This is a genomic window from Streptomyces sp. SID14478, from assembly GCF_010548525.1.
Taxonomy (GTDB): Bacteria; Actinomycetota; Actinomycetes; order Streptomycetales; family Streptomycetaceae; genus Streptomyces.
The window spans coordinates 1-10,047 of record NZ_JAAGMG010000260.1; the positions used below are offsets into that span (position 1 = coordinate 1).

Here is a 10,047-nt window from a genome sequence, read left to right on the forward strand (position 1 = left end):
AGCGGCACGGTGCACACGGACGCCCCGACGAACGGCAGCATCGCCCGCAGCCGCACCTGCCGCCATCCACCGGCGAGCCCCGCACAACTCACCGGCCCGGCCGCGCAGTTGGCGAGCAGGACTCCGTCGCCGGGCCCGATCAGCAGCACCAGCGCGGGCACGGCGACCAGCGCGAACCCCATCCCCGTCAGCATCTGCACGCACCCGGCGACCACCACGGTCCCGGCCGGCGCCACCTCGCCCATCGCGGGCGCGTATGTGCCCCACGAGTGCGCGGGGAACCCTGCGCGTGACGGGTCCCGCCGCGCACGTCGCGCCGCGCGCCCGGACACGTAAATACCCCACTCGCCCGATGCACCACGGTGTGCACGCCACCAGACTCGCCCCATGACGCCAACGACGACGCAAGGCAGCACGCTGCGCAGCAATCGCCTCGGGACGTCCGACGTGTACGTCACCGAACTCGGCTTCGGCGGCGGACCGCTCGGCGGGCTCTTCGCACCACTGGACGACGGGACCGCGGTAAGCGCGCTGCAAGCGGCCTGGGACGGCGGCATCCGTTACTTCGACACCTCTCCCCACTACGGGATCGGGCACTCCGAGCGCCGCACCGGCGACCTGCTGCGCCACAAGCCGCGCGAGCGGTTCACGCTGTCGACGAAGGTCGGCCGGCTGCTGGTCCCCCAGGACCCGGCGGGCCGCATGGACGGGAGCTTCGCCGTACCCGCGGCCCACCGCCGCGTCTGGGACTTCACGCGCGACGGCGTGCTGCGCAGCGTGGAGGACTCGCTCGCGCGCATGGGGGTCGACCGGATCGACCTGCTTCTGCTGCACGACGCCGAAGAACACTTCGAGGACGCGCGGGGCGACGGCTACCGGGCGCTCGCCGAGCTGCGCGAGCAGGGCGTGGTCGGGGCGATCGGCGCGGGCATGTACCACCCCGGCCTGCTGACCGAGCTCGTCGAGGAGACGGACCTCGATGTCGTCATGCTCTCGGGCCGGTACACGCTCCTCGACCACAGCGCCCTCGACGACCTGCTGCCCGCGTGCGCGGCCCGCGGCATCTCGGTCCTCGCGGCGTCCGTCTTCAACTCCGGCCTGCTCGCCACGGACCGGCCCGCCGAGGACGCCCACTTCGACTACGCGCCCGTGGAGCCCGCCACGCTGCGGCGCGCCCACCGCCTGGCCGACGTCGCCGAGGCGCACGGGGTCACCCTGCCGCAGCTGGCGATGGCCTTCCCGCTGCGCCACCCCGCCGTCGCCGGCATCGTCGTGGGGATGCGCTCCGCGGCGGAGGTACAGGCGAACATCACGGCGTTCCGGGCGCGGATTCCCGAGCAGGTGTGGGACGACCTGCGCTCCGAGGGCCTGCTGGACGAGCGCTGAGCCACCCCTCGGCCGGCGAGGGCCGGGGGGTCAGTCCGCGGTCGTCGGGTCGGCGGTGGATCCGGCGGCGCGGCGGTACTCGGCGTTGATGCGCTGGGCCTCTTCGAGCTGGTCCTCGAGGATGACGATCCGGCAGGCGGCCTCGATCGGGGTGCCCTTGTCGACGAGCTCGCGCGCACGGGCCGCGATCCGCAGCTGGTAGCGCGAGTAGCGGCGGTGTCCGCCTTCGGAGCGCAGGGGTGTGATCAGCCGCGCTTCGCCGAGGGCGCGCAGGAAGCCGGGGGTGGCGCCGATCATCTCGGCGGCCCGGCCCATGGTGTAGGCGGGGTAGTCGTCGTCATCGAGACGGCCCAGCGAGCTGTCTGCTGTCATTTCACCTCTCTGTGGCACGCGTGGAGGGGCCCTGGTGCCGTACGGCACCAGGGCCCCGAAGGAACTACTACACCATCTGCCGACCGTGATGTTGCGTCGGCCCTCTGTGTCCGCATGACCTGTCGGGATGCCGACGGGAGTGCGGGGATCGCGGATGCGTGACCGGAGACCACCTGCCTATCGATGTCCTGCGGTACCCGGCAGCGTGAGGCCGGGCGATCCTGATGGCGCTCGTTTCCTCCGTTCTTTCCCTCTGATTCGTTCACTTGCGGTACTGCGTACTGCTGTGGCGGCCCCTGATCACTGCGGGCCACCCGGTCCGGTGGTCAGTCCCGTCGCCGTCGTGCAAAGCCCTGGCTTCGAAACTCCACCACCGCACCGTCCTGCGGTCACAACTGCCCGGCAGTTCTTGTCTGCCGGGACTTGTCGATCTCGGCTACAAGAGAAACCATAACCACATGACAGCCCAATGTCTACCGTGGCGGCATCAGATTTCCGTGAGCCCTCCGGTGAGGTAATCCTCGGCAACGGCATACGGATGCCGACGGCGCGTCGGCGGCACATCGACCGGCAGTCCCTCGGCAGGGCATCGGCTGCACACCGGCGGTACGCAGAAGGGCCCGACCGGTACGTCCCGGTCGGGCCCTTCTCGTACTGCTGACTGCTGGACTTCTGGACTTCTGGACTTCTGGCGGCGCCGCTCAGGACACGGGGCTCCCGAGCAGGGCGGAGGCCCGTTGCAGCGGGCTGCCGGTGGGCGCGGGTTCGGCGGCGCCGACCGTTCGGCAGGTGAAGCCGAGGCGCGTCATGGCCCGCAGGACCTCGCCGGCGGTGAAGTCACGGCGGTCCTGTCGGGTGATGACCTGGCCGAGCTGCTTCGCGGGGTAGTGGCGTCGCCCGATGACCACGTACTCACCGGTGACCGGCTCGGGCTTGACCCCCTTCGTCATTTCCTGCACGCCTTCCTTGGTCAGGTCGAACGGGAAGCGGGCGATGACACAGCGCATGAGACCTCACAGAGGGAGTGGGGGCGGGACCGACCGGGGCGGGCCGGTTCAGCGGGCGAGGGCGAGGGCGGGCGGCTCGGTGCCGTGTCCGCTGCCTCCGCCGAGGACACCGCCGATGTCACGCAGACGGATGCGGTCCGTGTATCCGGCGCCGTCCCGGACGGCGGTGAGCCGGGCCAGGGTGATCAGACCGGTGCGCCTGCCGTCCGCGTCGCAGACGAGCAGGTGCCCGACCCGGGCGCCGGCCATGACGGACAGCGCGACCTCGACCGTCATGTCGTCCCAGACGCGCGGCCCGGCGTCCTGGGGGGTGTCGGCGTTCCTCGGGTGCGGCATCTGAACGAGCGTCAAAGGGTGTCTCCTACGAAGGGGGATCGGCTTCCGCGTCACGAACGTCCTAGGCCGCCTTGCCGGCGGGGAGCTGCCGGAGGGAGGCGCGGCGGGTCGCGTCGGCGCGGCGACGGCCCCGGGAGGCGGCACCGCGCCGGGGGCGTTCGGCCACCGGCGCGGCGATGACGACCGGGATGCCGGAGGGTGCCTGGGCGCCGGTGATGCGGGCCAGTTCCGCCTCGCCGGAGTGGACCCGGGTGATCTGCGGGCGGATCCCGGCGTCCGCCATGAGCCGGACAATGCCGCGGCGCTGGCTCGGCGTGACCAGGGTGACGACGCTGCCGGACTCACCCGCGCGGGCGGTCCGGCCGCCGCGGTGGAGGTAGTCCTTGTGGTCGGTCGGCGGATCGACGTTGACGACGAGGTCGAGGTTGTCGACGTGGATGCCGCGGGCGGCGACGTTCGTGGCGACGAGCACGGTGACGTGCCCGCTCTTGAACTGCTCCAGGGTGCGGGTGCGCTGGGGCTGCGACTTCCCGCCGTGCAGGGCCGCGGCACGCACGCCGCTGTCGAGCAGGTCCTGGGTGAGGCGGTCGACGGCGTGCTTGGTGTCCAGGAACATGAGCACGCGGCCGTCGCGGGCGGCGATCCGCGTGGTGGCCGTGTGCTTGTCGGCGCCCTGGACGTGCAGCACGTGGTGCTCCATCGTCGTGACCGCGCCGGCCGACGGGTCGACCGAGTGGACGACGGGGTCGTTCAGGTAGCGGCGCACCAGGAGGTCGACGTTGCGGTCCAGCGTCGCGGAGAACAGCATCCGCTGCCCCTCGGGACGCACCTGGTCGAGCAGCGCGGTGACCTGCGGCATGAAGCCCATGTCCGCCATCTGGTCGGCTTCGTCCAGTACGACGGTGGCGACCTGGTCCAGGCGGCACTCGCCACGGTCGATGAGGTCCTTGAGCCGCCCCGGGGTCGCCACCACGATCTCGGCACCACCGCGCAGCGCGGAGGCCTGCCGGCGGATCGGCATCCCGCCGACGACCGTGGCCAGGCGGAGCCTGACGGAACGGGCGTAGGGGGTGAGGGCGTCGGTCACCTGCTGGGCGAGTTCGCGCGTGGGGACGAGGACGAGGCCCAGCGGCCGGCGGGGCTCGGCGCGCTGTCCGGCGGTGCGGGAGAGCAGGGCGAGCCCGAAGGCGAGGGTCTTGCCGGAGCCGGTGCGCCCGCGGCCCAGGATGTCCCGGCCCGCAAGGGAGTTGGGCAGCGTCGCGCCCTGGATCGGGAACGGCACGCTGACGCCCTGCCGGCCGAGTTCGGTCAGCAGGGGCGCGGCCATGTCGAGATCGGCGAAGCCCTCGACGGCGGGCAGCGCGGGAGAACGCGTGACGGGGAGCGCGAACTCACCCCGCGACGCGGCGGGCCGCCGGCCGGAGCCGCCGGAGCGGTACGGGGCGTTACGGGTGCGGGTGGAGCGGCCGTCGGTACGCGTGCGGTTCATACGGGAACCTTCCTCGATGCGGCGCATATCAAGGAATTCCCGCATGAGTGAACAGCGCAGAGAATTACAAGAATGGACCGATGAAACGGCGGCACATCCGGCCGCCAGAAAATACGTGCGAGTACAGGGGTCGAAATTGCCGACACCTGCCGCGCCGGGAACATGAATTCCGTGGTGCGGGGCCGAGGTTTCCGGCCCGAGGAAATGCATACAGCTGGGGCCCGCACCCCGAAGGATGCGGGCCCCAGCTGCAGAATGTGCGTCAGCGTCAGGCGGGAACGATGTTCTCGGCCGTCGGACCCTTCTGGCCCTGCGCGATGTCGAAGGTGACCTTCTGGCCCTCGAGCAGCTCGCGGAAGCCCTGGGCGGCGATGTTCGAGTAGTGGGCGAACACGTCAGCGCCGCCACCGTCCTGCTCGATGAAGCCGAAACCCTTTTCCGCGTTGAACCACTTGACGGTACCGGTAGCCATGTCTATCTCCTTTGGGGCAGTACATCGGTATCCACACTGTGCGCATACCGTGTCGCCGCGATGATCACCCCGCCGGAAAATTAACCGGTCATACAAAAATGCCCTGTCGCAGTAAGCGACCAGGAGCACTTGAAGTTTCGGGAACCACAACTGCAACTGAAACGACAGTAGCACGCCTCAGCGGCCCGTGCGGGTGAAATAATTCCGCTTCACCCGTTACCCGAAAAACCCTTCCCGCGCGGTTCGTTAAACCCTCTCTTCGCGAGCACAGAAAATGACGCGCCCCGCTCGCACATCGTGACCACCCCGGACGCGCGCCGACCGACGCGCACACCCCCGCACCCCCCATGCACGACAGCGCCCGAGCCGACCGAAGCCGACCCGGGCGCTGCTCGTACCGCTGTAGACCCTGTGGGACTCGAACCCACAACCAATGGATTAAAAGTCCACTGCTCTGCCAATTGAGCTAAGGGTCCACGCGCCGGCCCGCGCCGACGCACCCCTGAGCATAGCGGGACGCCGCCGGGACGCCGATCGGGTATCCGTATCTCGGTGTCGGCTCCCCGTGCCGGCTCCCGTGTCGGCTCCCGGTCACGGCTCCCGCCGTCAGCGCAGGAACCACTTGCGGGCCGACGCGGCCCACCACACTCCCGCGAAGCCGAGGACGACGAGTACGGCGATCGGGGCGTAGTTGAAGGTCTCCCAGGTGACCGGGGAGACCTGCGGCAGCATGAACAGGACCGTGATGACGACGACCCAGGCCACCGCCACCACTCCCACGACGCCGGACCAGCGGCCCAGGTGCCACGGCCCCCGCTCGAACGACTCCCCCTTGCGCAGCCGCAGCAACGTCGGGATGACGTACGCGATGTAGAGGCCGATCACCGCGATGGACGTCACCGCGGTGTACGCCGTCACGTTGATCAGGTACGGCAGGCCGAGGACGAGCGCGCCCGCCGCGGCCAGCCAGACCGCCGCGACCGGGGTGCGCGTGCGCGGGCTGACCGTGTGCCACACGCGGGAGAACGGCAGGGCGCCGTCCCGCGAGAAGGCGTAGATCATGCGGGAGTTGGCCGTCACGGACGCCATGCCGCAGAAGAGCTGGGCGCCGATGACGACCAGCAGCAGGAGCTTGCCCGCCGTCGCGCCCAGGGCGTCGAGGAGGATCTGCGCCGGGGGCGCGCCCGTCGCCGAGCCGAGCGCGCCGTCGTACGACTGGATCGCGAACGTGAAGCCCAGCAGGAGCACGAAGCCCGCGATCCACGACGTCCAGATGGAGCGCACGATGCCCTTGGGGCCGGCCGTCGACGCGTCGTGCGTCTCCTCCGTCATGTGGGCCGAGGCGTCGTAGCCGGTGAAGGTGTACTGCGCCATGAGCAGCCCGATGAGGACGACGTACGCGCTGCTGCTCCAGCCGGTGTTGTTCACGAACTCGCCGAAGACGAAGGACGCCGACTGGTGGTGGTCCGGCGTGAAGGCGAGGGCCCCGACGATGACGGCGACGCCGAGCACGTGCCACCAGACGCTGACGCCGTTGAGGAACGCGACGATGCGCACGCCGAAGGTGTTCAGCAGCCCGTGCAGGATCAGGATCGCTGCGAACAGCAGGATGGTCCGCCCCGGCGTCACCTCGAAGTCGAACTGGAGGTTCAGGTACGCGCCGAGGAAGGAGGCCGCGCCGAAGTCGATGCCGGCGGTCACCGCGACCTGCCCGAGCACGTTGAACCAGCCGGTGAACCATGCCCACGCGGCCGCCGACCGCCGCGGCGCCAGCTGGTACGCCCAGAAGTACAGCCCCGCCGACGTCGGGTACGCGGAGCAGATCTCGGCCATGGCCAGCCCCACGAACAACGTCATCAGGCCGACCGCGACCCAGCCCCAGGTGATCAGGACCGGGCCGCCGGTGTTCATGCCGAACAGGTACATCGTCAGGCACCCGGAGAGCACCGAGATGATCGTGAACGAGACGGCGTAGTTGGAGAAGGCCGACATCCGCCGGGCCAGGACCTGCGTGTACCCGAGCTGAGCGAGCCGCTCCTCGTCGGAGCCGGCCGCCGGGGGCGGTTTCCGGTCGGTACCCCTGCCGATGCCGTCGTGCGCATCCCGCGCGTCGCTTGTCATGCCCCCAGCGATTCCCTCGGTGGGGGCGCGACATGCTCTTGATCAAGGGGCTCCTGCATGCGAGCCGAGAGGCCGCCGCGCTGCCGGTTGCCGGTTCCGCCCTTGGTCTCTCCGCGCGGCTCGGTCAGACGTCCGTCGCCCCGATGCTCAGCAGCCGGATCTGCTCGGCCCTCAGCACACCCGCGTACGCGTGTGCGTCGTCCAGCACCCCCTTCAGGTAGCCGCCCCAACCGTCCGCTGTCACCGTACGGCCGAGCTGCAGCCCACCCGCGGTCCGCCACGCGCCGGTGTACGACGCCTGGTCGGCCAGCTGTCCGTCGACATAGAGACGGACCTGGTCCGTCTCGTCGTCGTACACAAAGGCAAGGTGCTGGGGGTAGCCGTCCGAGACCGACGCCTGCTCCGCCGTGAGCGTCGTCGTCCGCGCCCCGTCCTCGTCCGCATCGGCGACGGTGGCCTGCCAGCGCTGTGTCTCGGCCGAGTACCCCACGGAAACAAGGGTGTGGTGCTCGCCGGGCAGTGAGAAGACGGTCATGGAACGGTCCTGCGCTGCCTCGTCGAGCTCCACGTGCATCGCGATCGAGAAGCTGTCGGAGGTGTCCACGACCGGGCCTCGCGTCGCGGCGAAGTCACCGTCGCCGTCCAGGCGCAGATCCCCGGAACCGATGATCGGCTCCTCACCCGGCACGCAGTCCGGGTCGAGGGCGCAGGAATCGTCCGACACATGAACGGACGCATCGCCGCCGAGCGCCAACGCGGGGCCACCGTCCCGCTCCGGGCTCTCCCCGCCGCTCGCCTCGTCCAGCGCCCAGTAGCCCTTGCTGACCGGCGCACGGCGCGCGGTCAAGGCCGCCTCCTCGTCGCTGACGATCCGGTCCCAGACCTGGACCCCGGCGATCGCCCCCTCCCAGTTCTCCCCCTGGCCGTCGGGGCCGAGCGCCCGGCCGAGCTGGAGATCACCGGAGGCGGTGGGCCCTTCGGCTCCGGCAGCGGTGGCCACCTGCTGCCCGTTCACGTACAGCTTCGCCGTCCTGGCCACCGGGTCGTACACCCCGACCAGATGGGCCCATTCGCCGGCCTCCGGGCGCCCGCCCTGGGCCCGCACCACGGCACCCGGCTCCCCGAGGCCGAACGACCAGACGCGTGCGCCGTCCGCGTCGACGGTCGTCCCGAGCCGGAACGCGGCCGTCGACGACCCGTCCTGACTGAGTACCGCACGGTCCGTGTCGACCGAGTCGGGCCGCACCCAGGCGCTCACCGAGAAGGCCTTGTCGGGGGCGACGGCAGGCGCACCGCTGGTGAGGTACGCGGCCGGCGTGCCGTCGAGTTCGGCGGCGCCGGTCACCGAGGTCCGCTCCGGACCCGAGGCACCGAAGGTGACACCGCCGCCCGCGGTCGCGGCACGGTCACCCTGATCCGCGGCGGCCTCCCGGGACCCGGCCGCGTCGGCGAGCCGCCAGGCGGCGACCGCCTGCGCGCCGCTCGACACGCGGAACGTGTAGTTCGTGGTCCCGCTCGCGTTGCCCGCCCGGTCCAGCGCCCGGACGGAGAGCATCTCGACACCGGCCTCATCGGGCAGCCAGGTCAGCCGCACGGGACCGCCCGGCTCGTCCGGCCGTACGGTGTGCTGCGCCTCACCCAGGAAGTTGTACACGTACGCGACTGTGTCGTCGGACGCCGAGTCGACCGAGAAGGTGCCGTACCTTCCCGCACCGTTGTGCCACACGTCGTCGTCCGGATAGTCGTCCGACGTCACGGTGGGCTCGGCAGGCGCCTTGTTGTCGTAGACGAACTCGCAGGTGTGTTGTCCGCCCGCCGAACTCCACGGCCCCCACGACTCGCCGTCGAAAGCCCGCACCCGCCAGCTCACCTCGGTGAACGCCGGCATGTCGGCCGGGACTTCCGCACTGAACTGGCTGCCGCTGGCCTTGGCGGCGTCCTGGGTGATGGTCCGCACCTGCGGCTCGCCCGCACCGTCCGTCCAGGACACTTCGAACTGCGCGGTCAGCGGCTCCGCGACGCCCGGCTCGGCGTCGGGATCGCGCAGCACCGCCCTCAGGGTCGGTCTGTTGCCCACGAAGGGCCGGTCCGAGCCCGCCGCACAGGCGTGGCCGTCGGTGTTGAGGTCGGACAGCACCGGCTGAGCGGGCGGCTGGTTCGCCGCGGCCTCGGCGCTCCACGGAACGGCGACGACGGCAGCCGACGCGAGTACGGCGGCGACCGCCGAGCGTCTCAGGACATGACGTTTCATGTGTTTCCCCTCCCTGCGGGCCGGCTCCCCACCGGGTCCCGCACCTGTGGATCACCGCGATCCGAAGGATGGACAGTAACAACCGCCTCTGACAACGCACTTGTCCCCACGGGGCACAACAAAGCGGGCCCACCTCGCCATGAGGTGGGCCCGCTTCAGTGTTCAGCGATCAGTGCTCAGCGATCAGCCGTTGCGCTTCCAACGCGGCTTCTCGTCCCGGCGGCCGAAGGACGACGAACCGGAGCCGGCGCCGCGGTGGTCGTCGCGACGGCCGTAGGGGCGGTGGCCGCCGCCCGCCGCGGGGCGGTCGCCCTGGCGGTCGCGGTTGAACGGGCGGTCGCTGCCCCGGTGGCCACCGGAGGGACGGTCGTCGCGGCGGAAGCCGCCACCACGGTTGTCGTCACGACGCTCGAAAGAACGGCCACCACGGTCGTCACGGCGGTCGCGGTCGAAGCCGCCACCGCGGTTGTCGTCACGGCGGTCGCGGTTGAAGCCACCGCCACGGTTGTCGTCACGACGCTCGAAAGAACGGCCGCCACGGTCGTTGTCGCGGCGGAAACCGCCACCACGGTTGTCGTCACGACGCTCGAAGCCACCACGGCCACCACGGTCG

Annotated in this window: 10 protein-coding genes, 1 tRNA gene and 1 pseudogene; 3 read left to right on the forward strand and 9 right to left on the reverse strand. The window is 70.8% G+C overall.

The genetic code is table 11. The annotated features are described in order from the left end of the window. Window positions 1-245 (reverse strand): annotated as a pseudogene (locus G3I40_RS09170) (sulfite exporter TauE/SafE family protein); the annotation flags it as partial. A 142-nt stretch (window positions 246-387) separates the two neighbouring features. On the opposite strand from G3I40_RS09170, the gene G3I40_RS09175 reads away from it, so the two are divergent. Beyond that, entirely contained in the window at window positions 388-1,386 is a 999-nt protein-coding gene (locus G3I40_RS09175; protein WP_239091627.1) for an aldo/keto reductase, read from the forward strand. Between the two features lie 30 nt (window positions 1,387-1,416). Here G3I40_RS09175 and G3I40_RS09180 read toward each other — a convergent pair whose 3' ends face one another. The 4 genes from G3I40_RS09180 to G3I40_RS09195 form a co-directional block, all read right to left on the reverse strand. Beyond that, window positions 1,417-1,758, reverse strand: coding sequence for a MerR family transcriptional regulator (locus G3I40_RS09180; protein WP_164301665.1), 342 nt, complete (start codon window positions 1,756-1,758; stop codon window positions 1,417-1,419). 701 nt (window positions 1,759-2,459) lie between these two features. Then, complete coding sequence (locus G3I40_RS09185) at window positions 2,460-2,765, reverse strand: SCO5918 family protein (RefSeq protein WP_164301666.1); 306 nt, start codon at window positions 2,763-2,765, stop codon at window positions 2,460-2,462. 48 nt (window positions 2,766-2,813) lie between these two features. Then, window positions 2,814-3,101 carry a CBS domain-containing protein gene (locus G3I40_RS09190; RefSeq protein ID WP_164301671.1) on the reverse strand — a complete coding sequence of 96 codons (288 nt, stop codon included), beginning with the start codon at window positions 3,099-3,101 and terminating at the stop codon, window positions 2,814-2,816. Between the two features lie 61 nt (window positions 3,102-3,162). Next, entirely contained in the window at window positions 3,163-4,590 is a 1,428-nt protein-coding gene (locus tag G3I40_RS09195; RefSeq protein ID WP_164301667.1) for a DEAD/DEAH box helicase, read from the reverse strand. A 43-nt stretch (window positions 4,591-4,633) separates the two neighbouring features. Between G3I40_RS09195 and G3I40_RS47895 the strand changes: the two genes are divergently transcribed. Further along, window positions 4,634-4,756 (forward strand): hypothetical protein, encoded by a 123-nt coding sequence (locus G3I40_RS47895; protein WP_275410165.1) that lies wholly within the window; start codon window positions 4,634-4,636, stop codon window positions 4,754-4,756. Window positions 4,757-4,858: 102 nt separating this feature from the next. Here G3I40_RS47895 and G3I40_RS09200 read toward each other — a convergent pair whose 3' ends face one another. From G3I40_RS09200 to G3I40_RS09215, 4 genes are all read right to left on the reverse strand, one after another. After that, the gene (locus G3I40_RS09200; RefSeq protein WP_006136369.1) at window positions 4,859-5,062 is read right to left on the reverse strand and encodes a cold-shock protein; all 204 of its coding nucleotides are present in this window, start codon (window positions 5,060-5,062) and stop codon (window positions 4,859-4,861) included. Between the two features lie 403 nt (window positions 5,063-5,465). Then, window positions 5,466-5,538 (reverse strand) — tRNA-Lys (locus G3I40_RS09205). A gap of 130 nt (window positions 5,539-5,668) precedes the next feature. After that, window positions 5,669-7,183, reverse strand: coding sequence for an amino acid permease (locus tag G3I40_RS09210; protein WP_203643714.1), 1,515 nt, complete (start codon window positions 7,181-7,183; stop codon window positions 5,669-5,671). Window positions 7,184-7,307: 124 nt separating this feature from the next. Next, on the reverse strand, window positions 7,308-9,434 hold the full coding sequence (locus G3I40_RS09215; protein ID WP_164301668.1) for a LamG domain-containing protein: 2,127 nt from the start codon (window positions 9,432-9,434) through the stop codon (window positions 7,308-7,310). A gap of 255 nt (window positions 9,435-9,689) precedes the next feature. Here G3I40_RS09215 and G3I40_RS47900 point away from each other — a divergent pair. After that, window positions 9,690-10,047, forward strand: a 358-nt coding sequence (locus G3I40_RS47900; RefSeq protein ID WP_203643715.1) for a hypothetical protein, incomplete at its 3' end; no start/stop codon positions are given.

What these genes read in the sequence shown, in the direction of transcription:
- G3I40_RS09185 (WP_164301666.1), bottom strand. Translation starts at nt 2,765, where the DNA reads ATGCGCTGTGTCATCGCCCGCTTCCCGTTCGACCTGACCAAGGAAGGC.
- G3I40_RS09180 (WP_164301665.1), bottom strand. Translation starts at nt 1,758, where the DNA reads ATGACAGCAGACAGCTCGCTGGGCCGTCTCGATGACGACGACTACCCC.
- G3I40_RS09195 (WP_164301667.1), bottom strand. Translation starts at nt 4,590, where the DNA reads ATGAACCGCACGCGTACCGACGGCCGCTCCACCCGCACCCGTAACGCC.
- G3I40_RS47895 (WP_275410165.1), top strand. Translation starts at nt 4,634, where the DNA reads ATGAGTGAACAGCGCAGAGAATTACAAGAATGGACCGATGAAACGGCG.
- G3I40_RS09200 (WP_006136369.1), bottom strand. Translation starts at nt 5,062, where the DNA reads ATGGCTACCGGTACCGTCAAGTGGTTCAACGCGGAAAAGGGTTTCGGC.
- G3I40_RS09190 (WP_164301671.1), bottom strand. Translation starts at nt 3,101, where the DNA reads ATGCCGCACCCGAGGAACGCCGACACCCCCCAGGACGCCGGGCCGCGC.
- G3I40_RS09215 (WP_164301668.1), bottom strand. Translation starts at nt 9,434, where the DNA reads ATGAAACGTCATGTCCTGAGACGCTCGGCGGTCGCCGCCGTACTCGCG.
- G3I40_RS09175 (WP_239091627.1), top strand. Translation starts at nt 388, where the DNA reads ATGACGCCAACGACGACGCAAGGCAGCACGCTGCGCAGCAATCGCCTC.
- G3I40_RS09210 (WP_203643714.1), bottom strand. Translation starts at nt 7,183, where the DNA reads ATGACAAGCGACGCGCGGGATGCGCACGACGGCATCGGCAGGGGTACC.